Annotated in this window: 17 protein-coding genes and 3 riboswitches; of the genes, 10 read left to right on the plus strand and 7 right to left on the minus strand. The window is 34.8% G+C overall.

Translation table 11 applies throughout. The features are described from left to right. Positions 1 to 8: 8 nt before the first annotated feature. The 5 genes from JCM15579_RS06700 to JCM15579_RS06720 all read right to left on the minus strand — a co-directional run bounded on the left by JCM15579_RS06700 (position 9) and on the right by JCM15579_RS06720 (position 4,110). Positions 9 to 1,547: an efflux RND transporter periplasmic adaptor subunit gene (locus JCM15579_RS06700; RefSeq protein WP_054717555.1), complete on the minus strand. Its 1,539-nt coding sequence runs from the start codon at positions 1,545 to 1,547 to the stop codon at positions 9 to 11. Between the two features lie 78 nt (positions 1,548 to 1,625). Then, positions 1,626 to 1,889: a hypothetical protein gene (locus JCM15579_RS06705; protein WP_054717558.1), complete on the minus strand. Its 264-nt coding sequence runs from the start codon at positions 1,887 to 1,889 to the stop codon at positions 1,626 to 1,628. A 194-nt stretch (positions 1,890 to 2,083) separates the two neighbouring features. Continuing rightward, complete coding sequence (locus JCM15579_RS06710) at positions 2,084 to 2,506, minus strand: hypothetical protein (RefSeq protein ID WP_172677382.1); 423 nt, start codon at positions 2,504 to 2,506, stop codon at positions 2,084 to 2,086. Positions 2,507 to 2,643: 137 nt separating this feature from the next. Then, positions 2,644 to 3,303, minus strand: coding sequence for an acetyltransferase (locus tag JCM15579_RS06715; protein WP_054717563.1), 660 nt, complete (start codon positions 3,301 to 3,303; stop codon positions 2,644 to 2,646). A gap of 531 nt (positions 3,304 to 3,834) precedes the next feature. Beyond that, positions 3,835 to 4,110 (minus strand): hypothetical protein, encoded by a 276-nt coding sequence (locus tag JCM15579_RS06720; RefSeq protein ID WP_054717565.1) that lies wholly within the window; start codon positions 4,108 to 4,110, stop codon positions 3,835 to 3,837. A 637-nt stretch (positions 4,111 to 4,747) separates the two neighbouring features. On the opposite strand from JCM15579_RS06720, the gene JCM15579_RS06725 reads away from it, so the two are divergent. Beyond that, complete coding sequence (locus tag JCM15579_RS06725) at positions 4,748 to 5,515, plus strand: hypothetical protein (protein WP_054717568.1); 768 nt, start codon at positions 4,748 to 4,750, stop codon at positions 5,513 to 5,515. 117 nt (positions 5,516 to 5,632) lie between these two features. Here the strand turns inward: JCM15579_RS06725 and JCM15579_RS06730 are convergent, their stop codons facing one another. After that, positions 5,633 to 6,232: a T9SS type A sorting domain-containing protein gene (locus JCM15579_RS06730; RefSeq protein WP_054717571.1), complete on the minus strand. Its 600-nt coding sequence runs from the start codon at positions 6,230 to 6,232 to the stop codon at positions 5,633 to 5,635. Positions 6,233 to 6,721: 489 nt separating this feature from the next. On the opposite strand from JCM15579_RS06730, the gene JCM15579_RS06735 reads away from it, so the two are divergent. Next, the gene (locus JCM15579_RS06735) at positions 6,722 to 7,720 is read left to right on the plus strand and encodes an apurinic/apyrimidinic endonuclease family protein (protein ID WP_054717573.1); all 999 of its coding nucleotides are present in this window, start codon (positions 6,722 to 6,724) and stop codon (positions 7,718 to 7,720) included. Between the two features lie 32 nt (positions 7,721 to 7,752). Here JCM15579_RS06735 and JCM15579_RS06740 read toward each other — a convergent pair whose 3' ends face one another. Next, positions 7,753 to 8,277: a hypothetical protein gene (locus JCM15579_RS06740; RefSeq protein ID WP_054717575.1), complete on the minus strand. Its 525-nt coding sequence runs from the start codon at positions 8,275 to 8,277 to the stop codon at positions 7,753 to 7,755. A gap of 139 nt (positions 8,278 to 8,416) precedes the next feature. Here JCM15579_RS06740 and JCM15579_RS06745 point away from each other — a divergent pair, with 139 nt between their 5' ends. From JCM15579_RS06745 to JCM15579_RS06775, 8 genes are all read left to right on the plus strand, one after another. Further along, positions 8,417 to 8,776 carry a group I truncated hemoglobin gene (locus JCM15579_RS06745; protein WP_054717578.1) on the plus strand — a complete coding sequence of 120 codons (360 nt, stop codon included), beginning with the start codon at positions 8,417 to 8,419 and terminating at the stop codon, positions 8,774 to 8,776. A gap of 117 nt (positions 8,777 to 8,893) precedes the next feature. Further along, positions 8,894 to 9,028, plus strand: a riboswitch (cobalamin riboswitch). Positions 9,029 to 9,116: 88 nt separating this feature from the next. Continuing rightward, positions 9,117 to 10,301 carry an ABC transporter substrate-binding protein gene (locus tag JCM15579_RS06750; RefSeq protein WP_083464568.1) on the plus strand — a complete coding sequence of 395 codons (1,185 nt, stop codon included), beginning with the start codon at positions 9,117 to 9,119 and terminating at the stop codon, positions 10,299 to 10,301. 78 nt (positions 10,302 to 10,379) lie between these two features. Further along, on the plus strand, positions 10,380 to 10,619 hold the full coding sequence (locus JCM15579_RS21835) for an iron chelate uptake ABC transporter family permease subunit (RefSeq protein WP_262493492.1): 240 nt from the start codon (positions 10,380 to 10,382) through the stop codon (positions 10,617 to 10,619). A gap of 17 nt (positions 10,620 to 10,636) precedes the next feature. Beyond that, the gene (locus JCM15579_RS06755) at positions 10,637 to 11,359 is read left to right on the plus strand and encodes an iron chelate uptake ABC transporter family permease subunit (RefSeq protein ID WP_262493493.1); all 723 of its coding nucleotides are present in this window, start codon (positions 10,637 to 10,639) and stop codon (positions 11,357 to 11,359) included. After that, positions 11,352 to 12,398 (plus strand): ABC transporter ATP-binding protein, encoded by a 1,047-nt coding sequence (locus JCM15579_RS06760; protein ID WP_218186088.1) that lies wholly within the window; start codon positions 11,352 to 11,354, stop codon positions 12,396 to 12,398. The genes JCM15579_RS06755 and JCM15579_RS06760 overlap by 8 nt, the downstream gene beginning before the upstream one ends. A 62-nt stretch (positions 12,399 to 12,460) precedes the next feature. Next, a riboswitch (cobalamin riboswitch) is annotated at positions 12,461 to 12,671 on the plus strand. Positions 12,672 to 12,834: 163 nt separating this feature from the next. Further along, on the plus strand, positions 12,835 to 14,988 hold the full coding sequence (locus JCM15579_RS06765) for a TonB-dependent receptor plug domain-containing protein (protein WP_054717585.1): 2,154 nt from the start codon (positions 12,835 to 12,837) through the stop codon (positions 14,986 to 14,988). Between the two features lie 139 nt (positions 14,989 to 15,127). Beyond that, positions 15,128 to 15,334: riboswitch (cobalamin riboswitch) on the plus strand. Positions 15,335 to 15,426: 92 nt separating this feature from the next. Further along, positions 15,427 to 17,412, plus strand: a complete 1,986-nt coding sequence (locus JCM15579_RS06770) for a TonB-dependent receptor (RefSeq protein ID WP_172677383.1) — start codon at positions 15,427 to 15,429, stop codon at positions 17,410 to 17,412. A gap of 11 nt (positions 17,413 to 17,423) precedes the next feature. Then, positions 17,424 to 18,500 (plus strand): DUF5074 domain-containing protein, encoded by a 1,077-nt coding sequence (locus JCM15579_RS06775; RefSeq protein WP_054717591.1) that lies wholly within the window; start codon positions 17,424 to 17,426, stop codon positions 18,498 to 18,500. Positions 18,501 to 18,816: the final 316 nt, after the last annotated feature.

An 18,816-nucleotide genomic window follows, 5' to 3' on the forward strand; every position in this document is an offset into this window, starting at 1 on the left:
CCAGGCTTCTAGTGTTCGTGAGAATGCGCTGGCAATGATCCTGCAAGGGAAGCAAGTTTTACAAAATATGCTCCTTCACTAACCACCCTTTCTCCTGCACGGAGACCTTTAAGGATTTCAACTTCACGACCATTATCGACACCTATTGTGATAAATCTTTTCACAAAGCTTTCTCCTCCGGTTTGTACAAATACATATTTCAAACCTTGATCTTCAAGAATTGCCGATGTTTTGATGTGTAATACATTCTTGGCATGTTCAGATTTTAGATAAACCTCAACAAATGAGCCTGAGTATAGTTCTGGCGTTAAGTCCAATTCAAAAAACAATGGCGTAGTATAATCATCCTCATGAATGTCTTTTCCATAGGCAATCATTCTGCCATTTAACTCTTCGGTGCTAAATACCTTATTGCGATAAGGAAGTTTAAAGTTTGCCGATTTAATATTAGGAAGTTCTTTTAAATGCTTTTGGTAAACATCCGCTTTCAACATCAATTTTGAACCTTGATCTACTTTGGCAAGTACAGTGCCTTTTTCAACATATTGACCTTCGTTCACAAATACGTCGCAAACAAATCCGTTTACCGGAGAAAGAATGGAAAGTCCGCTGGCATTATAGTTTTTGTTGATACTGTTGTATTTAACTTGGGCATTTTCGTAGGCCGCTTTAGCTTCTAAAAATGTTCTTTCCGTTACAATTTTATCTTCTCGTAAGGTACTTGCTCTGTCAAATTCAGCCTTGGCTTTTTCTAGTTCTAGTTTTGCTTCAGTATATAGAGTAGACAAGTTGTTACCAGCCAATCCTTTCCCTGTAATGAGGAATAATGAAGTATTTTTGTCAACTGTTTTACCTGCAACAATATCGGTAGAACTAAAATGAACTACACCACTGGTTTTGGCAACCACTTGCTTTTCCATATTAACCGCAGGTTGTAATGTACCAGTTGTTTTGATAATGTTTTGGAAGTTTGAATTTTTAACTTCAGAAGTAGCAAAATCAATTTTCCAGGCTTGTTCTTTTAAAAAGCTAATTTCATTGTCACTTGATGTTTCCTGATCAGCTGCACTATCTGCTTCTTCATGATTCTTATAAACAGGGATATTTTTAGCAACGAACTTTTCTTTGCCATACTTCGAATTTACCTCAAAAACCAATGTAGCTGAGCCAGCCTTTTTAGGCATCAATGAAGGCGTGAAAATGCCATCTCTGGCAGGCGAATTTACCGTGTTCGAATAACCTTTCCCTGCTACCATTAAAATGACCTTAACGCTTCCTTCTTTGTAAGGTTTGTAGGTTTCCAGGTTGGTTAAATGTGTAGTAAACTTTGAAACATGATCCAACATGAGTTTAGGAAACTCTACGAATAACTCTGTATTCTCGTTGTACAGGGTTAAACTCATGGTCGAATGATCTTCTTCATCATGTGCTGCATGAGTATCGGTTTCATGTGAGTGTCCGCCATGATCGTGTCCATGCGAATTGGTATTTGGTTTACATGCCATTAATAATGATAAGGCTAAGCTTATCCAGATATATTGTTTCATTTTCTCTTTTCTTGTATTTATAACTCAAAATTTCATTGACTGATTCGGAGAAAGTTAACTCCGAATCAGTATTAATGCTTAATGATTGTGTTCGTGATCATGCTCATGTTCATGGTCATGATCGTGTCCTTCTTCATACTTGGTGCTATCAACATCAAATTCTTCTTGATCATGTGCATCGCTATCATGAGAGTGAGAATGTGCTCCATCACCGTGGTCATGGTCATGATCGTGTCCTTCATGAGAATGGATCTCTTCTTTCTTCTCTGATTTTTTACCTGCATTACCACATGAGGTAAACATTAGTCCACAAATGGACAGAACAAATAATAATTTTTTCATTGGATTGAAATTTGAGTTAGGTTGTAGGTATCTCATTGCAATTCACTTAAGAATACCAAGTGAAACCTCTACAACTTTTGTTATAAATGATTTGAATACTTTGTGTATTTACGCTTGACTTTATTGTATTATTATACATGAGTATATTATACAATAATATCAATACAACTTCAATAAGTTGTTGAATTTCAGTCTTAGGCTAAGAATGAATTGGGCGGACCCCTCCTGTGTGGAATGAACCTAAGTGGTTCGGGAGTTAATTTTTGATTGTATACATTAAAGCTTTGCAGCTTTTGAGTTTCTTCACAATCCAACTGAATTTTGTCCGATTGTAAAAAGACCTTGTAGGCATTGTCATTCTGAACTCTATTATGAGTTAGCATACAACATGTTTCGGCATTTGCTTCATGAGAATGATTCCAATGAACACCATTGTGTTGGTGTGTTTGGGCATGCGAATGTTCATATAGATGTTTATGAACCTGAATTACCGAAACATGATTGTGATCATCAAGCTGGTGTAGGTGATGATTATGAGGAATAATATCATGAGCCAACAATACCAACATTGGTATTATCATCGTTAGGCACAAAATATAATTTTTCAAATTCCTCATTTACGAAAATGTTTGCGACAAATATAAATTTTCAAAAATAGAAATCCAATACCTAAAACATATGATTATGATTTCTTTAATAAAAAATCCATGAAAAACACTTCATGGATTTGCTTGTAAATAGAATTGTTTAGCTGTTAATATAATTCGTGGCTAATTTTTCCTTCAAGTATTTTAGCAGGATTTCCTACATATACTCCCCATTCTTCGGTTTTTTGTTTTGTTAAACTTGCACCCATGGCAAGTAAAGTGCCTTTTGCCATATGCGAATAATCTCTGATCGTAGCGTTAACACCCAAAAAACAATTCGATTCAATGGTGCAATGTCCCGACATTACAACGTGTGACGTAAAAAGTACATGATCTTTTATTTCACCATGATGACCAATGTGGTTGCCACTCCAAAGAACTACGTTATTGCCTATTTTGGTGAAAGGTTGTAATGTGTTATCCTCGAGAATAAAACAGTTTTCTCCTATTTCATTGCCACAAACCGTTGCTTTTGAACTGATGTATGAAATGTATTCATAACCTTTTTCTTTTCCGGCCAGGTATACTTTTTCTCTTAACTGATTCATTTTTCTTCCGGTCATTGGTGCGAACAATTTGTATTGACTTGGTGGATATATATCTTCCAAACTTTCGAATGCAACCACTGGCAATCCTTTAAATGAGTCTTCTTTTAGATATTCTTGGTTTACAGTGAAAGCAACTACTTCGTGCTCACTATCATGCTCAAGGTACCAATGAGCCAATTCGGCTGTATCCAATATTCCGAAAATAATAACTTTAGCCATGTTGAAATTTGTTTAAGGTGAATGATTAAGAAATTTTGTGATAACCTACAGAGAATGTGAATATTGTAGATTATTTTGTTATTCTATTTAAATTACTGAATATCACAATGCAAAACAAATTTGATTTTACATGATTAGGAATGTATGATTGATGATAATATTTAAATTAAAAATTAGATGTGGCTCAATGGGCATTGGAAGAACAAGCTGCTTATCCGCAGAAAACTTTTAGAAAGACGGGGAAGCTTCGAAGAATTGAGAAGATCACGCCGCCGCACTTAAAGTTTTCAAGTAGAAGAAGTTTGTGCTTACACGCCCTAGTATTTTTGCTTTCTTTTTTATCAATGAAAAAGAAAGAGCCTATCCGACTTGAGGATATATTTTATTAAAGAGTTCTCAATTTCTGATTTGAGTTTGTTATTTGGAGTGAAGAGAACAAATGATTTTTACTGATCGATAAAAATAAAATGCATGTAACAAAAAAGGCCGCAGATTTTTCTGCGACCTTTTTCTATATTCTTGTATGTAAGCTTACGATTCCTTGCTACATTCTTTTTTACAATCCGATTTTGCTTCAGCTTTGTGGTGGTCACATTCTCCCGAGCATTCCTTTTCTTTAGTTTCAGCAGTGGCTTCAGTTTTTGTGCCATGAGTACATCCAGTGCATTCTTCTTTTTTCTCAGCAACTACTTCAGTTTTTGAGTGAGGGCAACATGATTTTTCTGATGAAGCTTCTTTTTTAGTTTTGTTTCCACAAGAGCTTAGTACAAATCCGCAGATTGCGATTGCAAATAATAGTTTTTTCATTTTTCTGATCTATTTAATAAATAATAATTACCCCGTTATTTAACGAAGCGTGAATATATCTGTTATTTGTGGGTTTTGCAAGCTCTACAAAAAACAGATTTGTTAAAAAAGTTTTAAACGAATGTTTCCTTATAGTGTGTGCTTTCGAAGAATAAAAGCTATGGAAATATAAATTAAATCAAGCTAAAGGCTTGACATATAAATATAAAAATACTAAATTGGTGTGTTGCATAATAAAAAGATGTTCGTTAAGTGGTACTGGAATCTTATTAATCTTAAAGAAATTACTTGTGTTCTTTAATAAAATAGAAGGAAGTAGCAAAAAGGAATCGATTTGTAGCAAGAAGTAATGGGTAAGTAAGAAGAAGGAATCGATTTGTAGCAAGAAGTAATGGGTAAGTAAGAAGAAGTAATCGCTTTGTAGCAAGAAGTAATGAGTAAGTAAGAAGAAGGAATCGATTTGTAACAAGAAGTAATGGGCGAGTAAGAGGAAGTAATTGTATAATGGAAAGAAGGAATGAATAAAGAGAATTTTGAATTGTGAAGTTGAGATTTATTAAGGAGGAGGGAGAGACAAATTTTAAAGGAGAAGAATTGTTTAACCAACTAAATAATAATAATCAAACAAAAAAAAGTCATGGGAACTTATTTTAAATTCAGAAGAGAAGAATTACCAGTTGTAGGTGATTTACTACTAAGCTTATTGCAACGCGATAGAGCAAAATTCGAAGAATACTCACCAAAATACAACGATGAATTCACTGCATCTGTTAGTGCCCAAATTCACAAGGTACAAGATTTAACAACTACCCAATCCCTAACCGGGGAAATCAAAACCATAACCAGTGATTTGTATCAAAGTTTGGATGATTTGATTCCTAAACTAAACAGGTTGGCCAGCTATGTGCAATCTGCAAACAAATTGCTTGTGGTTAAGTATGCTGACTTTGGCATTCGTGAAGCTAGAAAAGATATTAGAAAAAGAAATGTTGAAGCATATTGTGCAAAACAGAAAGTAATTGAACAGAATATTGCTAAAAATATCGATCAGCTTAAAGCAGAAGGTTATACAGAGGAGTTGGGCCTTGAAATTCAGTCTGACACAAAGGCTATTTATGAGAAGAATCTTCTTCAGGAGCAGAAATTAAGAGAACGCAGAGAACATGTAAACAATAATCTTGGCGAATTTGATACGCTTTGGACGATGATTTCGGATATATCGAGAAAAGGAAAAGTAGTAATGGCTCACGATAAGCAAAAAGCAGATGAGTACATGTTTACCCATATCATCAAAAAAGTAAGAAACATCTCTGCAAAGAAAACTCCGGTGGTAATTGCTCCTCCAATTGTAACTGAGCCAGTAGTAGAAAAAGAAGAACCTCAAATGGAAAATATTGAGTCGTAAATAGACGATAACAATTTAAGGAATAAAAAATAAGTGTATCTCTAACATGAAAGGGATACACTTATTAAAAATTTGTGATTCAATAGAATCATTTGGTCACACGACCCGCATTGGTCATTATTTTCTGAAGGCATAATTGTATTCTTTGTTATTTGAAACTAAACGTACTTTGTACTCTCCTTCAGGTAATGCAGTAACATTAAACTTCTTTGAAAAAGTTGGAGCTGATGTATATGATTCTTCGAATACTTCATTTCCTAATTCATCCGTAATTGAAAGGTTGAAAGTCGTATTTTCAAAAGAAAGGTAGCTCACGAACAAGTCGTTGTTTTTAGATCTGAATAAAGTTTTTTCAGCAATTTCTTTAGCGTCTGTAACTTTAAGTTTTTTTCCTTCAATAACGAACTCTTTTTCAATATTTTCATCTGCACCACTTAGTACAATTTTGTAAATGCCATCTTCCAAATAAGAAAAGTCAAATAGTTTCTGATCTGTGGTTGTGCTATTTACTTTTTTAGAGTAGTAAAGGTTTCCTTCTCTATCGTAGATCTTCATTTTTAAAACCGATTCAGTAGGGTTGATGATAGAAACGATAGACAAATCTGTGTCCAAATACTGATTGATTTTGATGTTACCGGTGGCAAAAGCTGAACTTGCGCCTAAGAATAGTAATGCTCCCAATACAATTCCTTTAAGATTTACATTTTTTGTTTTCATACAAATAAAATTTAATAATTAAATGTTAATAAAATCAGCTCTTGATATTTCTCTTATGCTGACATTGTAAATCTATGTATTATTCGTAGAAATGATCTAAATAAAATCCTTGAAAAGTGGAGAAATAACAAAAAAATGAACTTATAACGGTTGCGGAAACTCCCGAAATTGTTTGCGTTACACAGATTTAATAAAGAATTTTGTCATTATTAACATGATTTGACCATTTTGCATGTTTATGATAACGTTTACGGAATTTTCGAAAAAGAGGCAAAACGTCATTTTTTGGACTGTGCTCCTAAAAAAGTGATCAAAATTGATAGAAATTCCTGCTTCGAAAATGCTTATTTGGATCATTAAAATTGTAATCTCGATTCTTTTTGAAAAATTTTATTCTGTGCTAATATGCACTCACAGATTAATATATTTTACCAATCGTTTTGATTGCTTATTGGTATTGAACTATTTTTGGTGCAAAATTTTTAGACAATGAGCTACCAAAACTTAATAGACTTTTCAGTTCATCCTTCTGATGTGGATCGATTCGATAACAAATGGGAGGGATTAAAAGAATATATCAATACAAAAGAATTAGATGGTGTGGAGTTACTAATAGGGTACGATCATCCATCTGATGAAATCCCAAAGGAAGTAGTAAAATCAATTCATTTGCCTTTTTGGGTAACTTGGTTGGATGTTTGGCGAAAAGGAGAGGAAGCTGCAAAATATTATTTCCCGGATGTAAATAATGATTACTTGCAATTTTGTTGTGGAGGAAGAAATGCTTCCGAAATGGTGCAAACGCAAAAGAAGTTGTGGGAACATGCAAGTCTGTTTAATCCAGCTCATGCAGTTATCCATGCGGCCCATGTAGAGTTAGATCACGCCTTTTCTCGCGATTTTACTTATAAGAATACCGAAGTGAGTTCTAATTTGGCCGAGATGCTAAACCGTACGGCACAAGAATTCACCGATGGAGAACCTCCGGTTACTTTGGCTATAGAAAATTTGTGGTGGCCAGGTTTGGATCTGCTATTTCCAGCAGAGGTGGATGATTTTGCAGGAAGGTTAGAGTTTAGCAATTGGAATGTTTTGTTGGATACAGGGCATTTAATGAATACAAATCCAGCTCTGCGTTGCGAGGATGAAGCTATCGATTTTGTTTTGGATAGAATATCAAGATTGTCAAAAGATGTACAAGCCAAAATTAAAAGTTTGCACCTGAATTGCAGTTTGTCGGGAGAGTATCAGTTGAAACAGATACAAAATGGTTTTCCTCAGGATTGGGAAAAACTTACTCAGCGGGAAAAATATTCGGCAGCTCGTAAGCATGTTTTGCAAATCGACCAACATTTGCCTTTTCAATCAGAACGAGTGAAGGAAATCATTGCGGAAGTGCAACCAGAGATTGTAGTTCATGAATTCATCACAAAAGATATGGATGAATTTACAAATAAATTAGAAGTACAGCGAAATAATTTATTGTAGGACACGCCATGGCGTGTCCATTTTTACATCATCTATTTTATACGTTTCCATGTATTGTATATGCATCCCGAATAATCTTTTCCTGGAGCAGCCAATTCAAATCCTTCTTTAAATGTGTTTTCGTCCACAATCTCAAAAGTGATTCTTGCCCTAAATCCTTTCGGAACATTTTCTACGGCTTCGGTTTCAAAAACAAATACACCCTCTTTTGAATTATCCAATACAAATTGATTTACATAGCCTTCGATATTAAACTGTCGATAGATGATTTTCTTACGAAATCCATCGAAACTGATGTATCCTTTATCGATATGTAACTCACCTTCAGGATATTTTTCGCTTGGTTCAAACTTGGTTTCTACATTTAATGTAATGTATCGACCATTCATTTCTGTTTCAAAAGATTGCTTTCCAATACCTTTTCCTGCTTTTCCCGTTGTCTCACTTTTCCAATTACCCATAAAATACTCCAGACAAGAGAAATGTTCAGGTAGTTTTTGATCTTGTGCAATTCCCATAAATGGAATGAAAAGCAATGCGAATAGTAGTTTTTTCATACTTGTTGATTTGTATAATTTAGAATGAGAAAGATACCATTTTATTTAATTTCGTTGAGCTAGTGTTTGTTTAATTAATTGACATTGCTGGTAATTCTCCGTAAATTCTTATTTATTTTAAAATAAGGAGGATTTAATTATGGAGTTATCACTTTACGAAAGATTAGGCGGAAGCGATGGGATTACAAAAATTGCTAGTGATACTGTTGACTTACATCTTAAAAATGCCGCAATCTCAACTCGCTTTTCCAAGAGCGATATTACAACTTTAAAGAAAAGTGCCGCCAACTTCTTCATCATGGGAACAGGTGGACCAAGTGTATACGAAGGAAAAGATATGTTATCAACTCACAAGGGAATGAACATTAGTGATGTTGAGTTTAATGCAGTTCTTGATGATATATTGCAGGCACTTGAAATGAATGATGTTGGGCAAAAGGAAAAAGAAGAAGTTCTTTTTGTTCTGTACGGTATGAAGAAAGAAATTGTGGCAGTATAAAACCATACTGATTGTATTTTAAATAAGAGATTAGATCCGCCTTGGTTTGATCTCTTTTTTTATGAATTCAAGCAATTCCAATTATTCTAAAACTTATTTTTATTTCCAAAATATTGCATAGCTTTGCAGCAATTGGGTTTCTTGTTTCAAGAATGAAAAGGGAATTTGGTGAAAATCCAAAGCTGTCCCCGCAGCCGTAATACTTTCTTAAGATAGTTAAGTCGGAATACCTGCCTAATTAATGAAACTATTTCGTGACTTCGGGGAACTGAGTAACGGGAGTATAATTTTAAGAATTGTATTTTCTTATCATCCTTCCCCACAATAATTTGTGGAAGAAATGAACTTATTAAAAACGATCGGCCTAAACTTGTTGCTTCTGACTGTTTTAGGTTTTGTTGCATGTCAATCAGGAGAGCAAAAAAAGAAGACTTTACAAAATTCAGAATCAAATGTTGCTGATAAGGCTTTCTATCATCAAACAAAACTGAAGTATGCAAAAGGATTCGAAATCAAAATTCTTGATAATAATTTGAAGGAATTGATAGTTTGGGATCCTTGGAACGAAGGCAAGGTTTTTCAGAAATATTACCTTAAAAATAGAGGAAATCAATTTGAAGGAAAGCTTCCTGATGATGGTTTGTTGGTAGAAGTTCCTGTTAAAAGTATTGCGGCACTTTCGAGCACTCAAATCGGAATTTTAAAATTCTTAGGCGTTGAGGATAAAATTGTAGCTGTTTCTTTACCGGATAGAATCTACGATGAGGAAATTGACAAAAGAGCTAAGGCCGGTAAAATTCAGGCAGTAGGTCATGCCGAAACCTTAAATTTCGAAAAGATTGTTGAAATAGATCCAGATTTGGTGATGGTAGCAGGTTTTATGAAGATCACCGATAGAGAAACAAAGTTAATGCAAGCTGGATTGCCTGTTGCATATAATATCGAATGGATGGAATCTTCTCCTTTAGCTCGTGCCGAATGGGCCAAGTTTATAGCTGCCTTTTTTAATAAAGAAGCAGAGGCTGAGCAGCATTTCGATGAGGTTGAAAAAAGATATAATGATTTAAAATCAATTGTAACTACCGTTAAAAATAAACCTACAATTCTTTCTGGATATAATTTTAAAGGTACTTGGTATATGCCAGGAGGACAATCATATTTGGCTCAATTTCTTAGGGATGGAAAGGCTGATTATTGTTGGTTTTCGGATAGTACGAGTGGGAGTATGCCTTTAAGTTTTGAAACTGTGTTCGACAAACAACATGATGCCGATATTTGGTTCGGTCCCGGACAATGTAAGACAATAAAAGATCTGGAGAACCTTGATGATAGGTACACATTGTTTGAGTCGTACAAAACAAAGCAGGTATATTGTTATACCAAAAGAATGAAGGAGAGTGGTGCCAATGATTGGTTTGAATCTGGAGTAATACAGCCTGATGTGGTATTTAAGGATATTATTAAAATTCTGCATCCGGAATTGTTACCGGATTATGAATTGCATTTTTATCAGAAATTGAATTAACAGAACTATGGTTTCTCAGAAAGGTAAAATTGTATCTATTTTATTTGGCGGTTTAAGCTTATCATCATCACTTTATTGTTGCTAGATCTAATTTTTGGATCGGTAAATATTCCTTTTGAAAAGGTGTTTGCGATATTGGCAGGAAATGAGGTGAAAACTTCGTGGAATTATATTGTTCTTAATTTTAGGTTACCCAAAGCATTAACAGCCATTTTTGTAGGTGCAGGATTATCGGTAACAGGATTAATGATGCAAACATTGTTTAGAAATCCATTAGCAGGCCCTTTTGTTCTGGGAATTAGTTCCGGTGCTAGCTAGGTGTTGCTTTAATGGTAATGGCCTCGGCAATTGTTCCAGCCTTTTTTGGAGTTGTTTCCGCTTTTTTGGGAAACTGGGCTTTGGTGGTTGCTGCTGTTGCAGGTGCTTCACTTGTGTTTTTGCTGGTAGCGTTAGCCTCAATTCGAATTTCCGATAGTGTCTCATTATTGATTATAGGAATCATGTTCGGAAGTATTACCGGGGCAATCGTTAATATATTGCAATACTTTAGTGAGCCTGAACAGATACAGAGTTTTATTGTTTGGACATTTGGTTCTTTGGCGGGTGTGACATGGGTTGAGATGCAGGTAATGGGACCAATAGTATTTGCAGGTTTAATTTTGGCATTCTTCCTGATAAAGCCTATGGATGCATTGCTGTTAGGAGAGAATTATGCCAGAGGAGTAGGAATATCGGTAAATAAAACCAGAATTGCTGTAATCATTAGCACGGCTTTAATCGCTGGAACATTAACGGCATTTACTGGACCGATTGCTTTTGTGGGTGTTGCGGTTCCACATATTGCTCGTTCCATTTTTAGAACAGCAAGTCATAAAGTGTTAATGCCAGCAGTAGTGCTAATTGGAGCTGCAATAATGCTAATTTGTGATATTTTTTCTCAATTGCCAGGCAATCAAAATACATTGCCTATTAATTCTGTAACAGCCTTATTTGGAGGACCAGTAGTGATTTGGGTAATTATGAGGAGTAGAAATGTAAAAGCATCCTTTGGTGGATAATGGAACTATGAAAGAGGAGAGAGAGCATCAAAATATATTAGTTACCAAAGATCTTGCAATAGGTTACAAGCAATCGAAGAAAGATACTTTGTGTTTGCTATCTGATATTAACCTAACGATTCGGAAGGGAGAAATGGTTTGTTTGCTTGGCCCCAATGGAGCAGGTAAATCTACTTTAATGAGAACCATTGCCGGAATACAAGCCCCACTGGAAGGTCGCACTTTGGTTGAAGGTATTCCCATTCGAGATAGAAACTTTAAAGAAATTGCACAACTTCTTAGTATTGTTCTTACAGAAAGGATTAATGTTGGCAATCTTACGGTATATCATATCGTTTCTTTGGGGCGTCATCCGTATACTTCCTGGATGGGGAAATTATCTGATGCTGATAATGATAAAATAAAATGGGCTCTCGAACAGGTGGGATTACTGCATTACGCGAATCACTATATCAATCAATTGAGTGATGGTGAGCGTCAGAGGGTAATGATTGCAAAAGCTTTGGCACAAGATACTCCATTAATCATGTTGGATGAACCTACAGCGCATCTCGATCTACCGAACCGTGTTGAAATTATGCGTTTGCTGCATCGTTTGGCAAGAGAAACCAATAAAGCCATTTTGATGTCTACTCATGAATTGGATTTGGCTTTACAAGCAGCCGATTTAATTTGGTTAATGGCAAGAAATCAACCAATAAAAGTGGGTGCTCCTGAAGATTTGGTATTGAATAGAAGCATTGAAGATACCTTTCAGAATAAATCTTTCAATTTCGATAGAAAGACAGGTAATTTTATCATGAATTACCAGAAAAAACAAACCATACAACTTTTGGGTAATGATGTGATGGGATTTTGGACGCAGCGTGCCTTGTCTCGAGAAGGATATCAGGTTACCTGTGAGCAAGTAGGAGACTGTTGTGTGAAATTACTGGAAGATACTATGAAATGGGAGATCCATCAGAATGAAAGTGTTATTTGTTGTAACAGTATTCAAGAGTTAATTGCCTACCTAAAAAAAACTTTACACACGAGTTAATTCAGATGTAAAAAGATGTTGAATAAACGATCTTTTTAGGAAAGTTGTAGAGAAAATTTGTATACATTTGCGCTGCATTTGGTTTTTTACTTCTCTATTATCAGAAGTAGAAATGAAAAGGGAATCCGGTGAAAATCCGGAACTATACCCGTAGCTGTAAGTTCTAATATAGCTTTTTGAAATACTCCTTGCCACTGTTCCATATTGTTTAGGAATGGGAAGGCCTCAAAAAGTAGAACAAGTCAGAAGACCTGCCACTGCAAACATTTAAGTCATTGCTTTCGGGAAAAAGAGCAAGCGAACGAAAAAGTAATCAATAACTAAATAGGGATTTTTCTGCCATAACTGGTCCTTTACGGTATATTGTGAAATTTCTTTTAAGCTCCCTGTCTGCATTGCATTAGTTAATCTTATTTTCATTTTATTCTTTAAAAACATGAAAAGAACATTTTTAACTGCTTTTGCATTGCTGTCATTATTTAACGCTGTAGTAAAAGCTGATGAAGTGCCAAATTCAACTGATGACAAAAAGGTTGTAAAGCATTTGAATTTAGAGGAAGTTGAAATTAATGCTTCCAGAGTGAATGCCAAACTTAAGGATTTACCGCAAAAAATTGAGGTGATTACTCAAAGAATGATTGAAGCCTCACCAGCCGTTGATGTGGCGGGTTTATTAAAACGATCAGCATCGATTGATATTTTGCAATACCCAGGTGTACAGGCAACGGTTAGTATGCGTGGTTTTACTCCTTCGCCAAGTGTAAAGTATACAGTGATTTTGGTAGATGGAAAACCAGCAGGTACTGAAAATATAGCAAGTATTAATTTGCAGAATGTAGAAAGAGTAGAAATATTGAAAGGTCCTTTTTCTGCCCAATATGGATCGGCAGCTATGGCTGGTGTTGTAAATATTGTGACCAAAAATAGTACCGGTGAGTTAAGCGGAAGAATTGATGCTGAATATGGAAGCTTTAAAACTTCTAAGTTAAATGCAGCATTAGGTGGTTCTGTTTCTGAAAAAGTAGATTTTGATTTGGGATTTTCATTCAATAATCAAGGGAAAGATTACAAAACAGGTAGTCACAACTTGTATGATGAGAAGTATGCAAAATCGATTTTGGATGAAAGTTCGTATGGAGAAAGAATGGTGAATACACAATTCACTACCTACAATTTAAATACTCGATTAGGAATTACCCTCGCAGAGGATTGGAAGATTAACCTGAACGGCGGATACTACAGAGGTGATGATATTGAAACTCCTGGTAATTTCTGGCATACCGAAGGAATGGACTCTAAGGATATTGAGCGTTTTACAACGGGTTTTGATGTAGTGGGTAAAATCAAAAATCATAGCATCAAGTTTTCTCCATTCTATTCAAACGAGGAGAATAAAACGATTGATGTTGGTTCCGATGGATATGGCGATTTTGAAAGTGTTTACAAAAACTATGGATTCCAATTAACTGATTCCTACCAAATAGGAAAACACAACCTTGCCTTTGGTTTGGATAATAAAACCGAAAAATACGAAAGTACCAACTTCGATACCAGCGGTAATGTTGAAGCTCCTTATCAACCGGATTATAAAAACATTGCTACAGGGTTTTATGCACAATTGCAATTCAAATTATTAAACGACAAGTTGAATTTGATGCTTGGAGCAAGAGGAGATCATATCAAGTTTAAACTGGAAGCTGATGATTTATTAGGAAATACAAAGAAGAATGAGGACTACTCTGTGTTTACTAAAAATATTGGCGTAAAATATAATTTAATTGGTGACTTATCAGCACACGCAAGTTGGGGTGATGCTTTTTTGGCACCTAAGGCATATCAAGTAGCAGGGGAGTATACCAGAGGGACTTCAAAAACAGTAGGAAACCCAAATTTGGACCCTGAAAAATCGAATACAACAGACTTTGGTTTGGCTTATGATAATTACAGAAAAGGTATCAATTTCGACCTTACCTATTTCAATACGCATCACAAAGATAAAATCATCAGAAGTTCCTTGCCTGATTACAGTACAACCTATATTAATGCGCAAAGTGCAGACATGGATGGATTGGAACTAAGCGCTTCTTATGATTTTGGTGCATTAAAAGACTATGATTATTCCTTACGATTGTATTTAAATTATACTCATTTGATTGATGCAACAGTAAAGTATACTGATGCACAAGGTAATCCGCTGGAAGGTGAAATGAGGTTTGTTCGCGATAACACAGCATCGTTTGGTGTTGAGTTCGATAATCTTAAAGGATTTTCGACAAGGTTGAATGGAAGATATATTGGTCACAGATATGAGAATAACTACATGTACTTGGCTGATTATTCCAATTGGCCAAATATTACCAAAGAGCCAATTGTTTTTAATGGGAAAGAGGTGCGTCCTGATTTAGTGAATGAAGAATTGTTGCGTAACCCGGTTTCTTATGTGTTTGATTATTCAGCCAGTTATTCTTTTAACGAGAACTATACTGTTGGTTTGTCAATTTCAAATTTATTAGATGAAAATTATACAGAGAAAGATGGATATAATATGCCAGGCAGAGCATTTATGGCAAAATTCTCATATCAGTTTTAAGATATAACATTTACGACAAAACAAGGGGAGTCTATCTTAATAGATTCCCTTTTTAGTATAAGTGAATGTTTTGTTAATGATTGATAAACAGCATGTTTTAAAGTGGTTTGTTAATAGTGGATTTATTGGTCTTTTTTCATACATTTGCAACGCATTTGGTTCTCGTACATTTGTTTCTTAACAAATTGAGATGAAAAGGGAATCCGGTTCAAGTCCGGAGCTGTTCCCGTAGCTGTAAGCTCAAATAAAAAGCTTTTATTCTGCGATACCACTGTCCACAAATGGGGATGGGAAGGTTGATAAAAGTTGAGCAAGCCAGAAGACCTGCCAATCTGCATACAATTTTTCAAAACATTCGGAGAAGGTGTTTGGAAAACGATAGGTTTTATTAGCTCAAACTGTTGTTATCCCAATATTTTCTTCATTATATAGATGATAATGAAAAGAGTATTTGTTTATATTCTGTTATTCTTTGTTTTAAGTCCGGCTTATTCAAATTATACTAATGGTTATTATAGTTCAAATGACAGTACTTCTGTTTATGCAAATAAGAAGAAAATTGTAACAGTATTTGACACCATTCTGCTGAATGAAGTGGTGAGTTATGGCAAGCTAAAGAAATACCAATCCGGGGCAAAAATTGAAACCATTCCAGTTTTGCAATTTGATGCTCATCGCGATGGAAGTTTAGAGCAATTATTATCAAGAACTCTCCCTATTACCTTAAAATCAACTGCAGGTACATTATCTACTATACGTTTGCGAGGTACTTCACCTGACCATACCAGTGTCAATTTTGGAGGTATCAACCTTAACTCTTTAACGTTAGGACAGTCGAACATGAGTAATGTACCAATGTATTTGTTCGATGAAGTAGGTGTTCAATTTGGTAGTGCCAGTACGGTTAATGGTTCGGGAAGTATTGGAGGAGCTATTCATTTGGGACTTAAAAACAATTGGACAAAAGGTGTTAAAGCGGAGGCTAGAATATCTCATGGTTCTTTTGGTGAAGAGTTGTATGGTACAAAAATATATCTAGGAAATGGAAAGTTTGAATCGGTGACCCGTGCCTATTATTATAAAAAAGACAACGATTTTAAATTCACGAACACCGAGGTGCGTGATTTTGAAAATGGCATTTTTCAGCAAGAGGATAAACAGCGAAATGCAAATGTTGAAAACAAAGGTTTAATTCAAGAATTCAATTATAAGTTTTCGGAGCAAGAAACACTCATATTTAATCTTTGGTTAGAGAAAGATTGGCATTTGATTCAGCAAAATATGCAAACTAATCTTACGAAACCTGATTTTAAAGAACCATATGAAGACAAACATGTTAGATTGTGGACATCTTATAAAAACCATAAAAGAGCCATTAAGTATGAGATTAGTGGAGGTTATGTGTATGACAATGGTATTCACAATGATAATACCAATGATTCCATTCAGACTCAGAGAATAATTGGAGAAGCATCAATTGAACATGAGCTAAATAAAAAAATAAGTTATAAGATAGGTGCAAAAGCCAGTAGAATATATCCAACGGTTTACACTTATTCCAGTGATTTGGAATTTGAGGATAGAGTTGACTTTTACGCATCCTATTATCACAAAATTAATCGTAAACTAACAGCAACTATTAATCTGCGTCAGGGTTTGGTAACGGATTATACTGTTCCTTTTACACCAACTATAGGCTTTAAATATCTTTTGTTTTCAAAAGATATTCATGCTTTAAGTATCAACGGAAATGTGGCTAAAAGTTATCGTGTACCTACCTTTAATGACCGTTTTTGGGGTGATCAAGGGAATCCTGATCTGAATCCAGAGAAGGGAATCAATTATGAGTTAGGTTTTAAGTGGAACTATTCAAACAAAGAGACTTTTGGGCATATCCAACTGAATACTTTTTATTTGAATGTTGATGATTGGATACTGTGGGTGAATGATAATGGTTGGTATCCTAAGAATGTTCAGGAAGTAGAAAGTAAAGGATTGGAATTAATGACGCAGTTGAATTACTCACTTTGGGGATTAAAAGCAGCTTCAGGATTTAATTATTCTTATACCTCAACAGAACGTAAAAAATCACAAACGAATTCAAGTGCAATCGGGCGACAAATGGAGTATGTTCCATTACATAGCGGTAATGTCTACTCAACACTTACTTATAAAAACACCAATTTTTCGATAGATTGTAAGTATACCGACCAACAATTTACCAACGAAGAGGATAAAAACATTCTGTCATCTTATTTCCTTCTTAATTTTTCGGTAGGACACCAGTTTAAATTGAATGACAAAAATAGAATCAAAATAAAAGGTCTGGTTAATAATATCCTTGATGCTGATTATCAGTCTACATATGGATATGCGATGCCAGGTGTTAATTATAGACTAAGCTTAACTTATAATATCAACTAAAATAAATAGAAATGAAAATCAAGTTCAAATTTTTGGCAATGTTAGCTATTGCTGCTACTTTATTGGCTTCATGTAGCTCAAGTGATAGTGATAATGATCCTGGTGAAGGTACTTGTTATGTAGTTAATTATGGTGGTTATACCGGAGATAAATCGAGTATCTCAGTTTACGATAAGGAAAGTGATATTTTAACTAATAATCATTACGAAACAGTGAATACTGTTCCGATGATTTCTAATGTGCAATATGCATACAACTACGATGGAAATGTGTACATGATGGGTAACAATGCTGATCAGATTTTTTGGGTGGATAGCAAATCATGGAAACAAACTGCAAATGGAATAGAGGCTGACATTATCAAACCACGTTATTGTGTAGCAGAAGGAAATTACCTTTATGTTTCTTGCTGGGGTGGAGATATTTGGGCTGATATAACACTTTCTTATATAGCAAAAGTAGATTTGGATACTAAAAAAGTTGTTAAGAAAATTGCTTTAGAAGGTGGACCAGAAGGTTTAGCTGTTGTTAACGGTAAACTATATGCTGCATTAAATTATAAAAAGAGCATCGCAGTTATAGATTTGGATACAGAAGATATAAGCTATATCGAAACTCAAGCAGTATCAAGTTATTTTGTAAAAGACAATAAGAATAACCTTTATGCTTCTCAGGTTAGCAGTTATTCAACTCCTTCAACAGAAACAGGTTTAGCCTATATTAATACAACTACGAATGAGTATGAATTGTATAAACTTGATGGTATCAGTACTAGCTATGTAAACATCATGTCGGCAAATAATGATTTTTCAAAGCTATATGTTATGACATCAGCTTACGATGCTAACTACAATATTTCTGGAGCAATTGCAGTATTTGATACAGAGACCAAAAGTTTTGCAGCTAAAAATTTAGTTGAAGGTGTTTCTGGAATAAATGGTGTAGGATTTTACGATAATAAAGTATGTGTATTTACTTCACCAAGTACAACCGCGAATGGTAAATTTGTGACTTATGATACCGAAGGTACTTTGATAAAAGAATATGAAACAGGTATTTCACCAATGATGCTTTTGGAGGTTAAATAATTGTTTTTATCAGTTATACAAACAAAAAGCTTGACTCAGTATTGGGTCAAGCTTTTTATTTTGAACTATTTCTTACCAAAAGTATAGTCTATTTATGGGTACCTCCTGAATTGGTTCAGAAGCTTGTTTCTCAAAAAAGTATTTCTTGAATTGGTTCAGAAGCTCGTTTTCTCAAAAAAGTACTTCCTGAATTGGTTCAGGAACTCGTTTTCCCAAAAAAGTACTTCCTGAATTGGTTCAGGAACTCGTTTTCCCAAAAAAGTACCTCCTCAATTGGTTGAGGAGCTTGTTTTCTCAAAAAAAGTACTTCCTCAAC

This window comes from Marinifilum fragile JCM 15579, assembly GCF_001310955.1.
Taxonomy (GTDB): Bacteria; Bacteroidota; Bacteroidia; order Bacteroidales; family Marinifilaceae; genus Marinifilum; species Marinifilum fragile.